This window comes from Streptomyces sp. CA2R106 (genome assembly GCF_037034245.1).
Classification (GTDB): Bacteria; Actinomycetota; Actinomycetes; order Streptomycetales; family Streptomycetaceae; genus Actinacidiphila.
In genome coordinates this window covers 1-220 of the sequence record NZ_JBAGKC010000238.1, presented here as the reverse complement: position 1 = coordinate 220, position 220 = coordinate 1, and the positions used below count along the sequence as shown (strand labels likewise).

The 220-nt window shown below is 66.8% G+C and carries 1 protein-coding gene; it reads right to left on the bottom strand.

Annotated elements, in window-relative coordinates:
• The coding region (locus WA788_RS35915; RefSeq protein ID WP_335984764.1) for a beta-ketoacyl synthase N-terminal-like domain-containing protein at positions 1-220 on the bottom strand (220 nt) is incomplete at both ends.

Genomic DNA, 220 nt, shown 5'->3' with positions numbered 1-220 from the left:
CCCTGTGTCGGTCCCCTTCAGCGAACCCGGGGCAATCCCCGCGTCCTCCAACGCCTCCCAACACGTCTCCAGCAGCACCCGCTGCTGCGGATCCATCCCCAACGCCTCACGCGGACTGATCCCAAAGAACTCCGCATCGAACCCACCCGCACCCTCCAAGAACCCACCCACCGGCGCGTAGGCAACCCCCTCATCACCAGACCCGAACAGGCCCGACGTC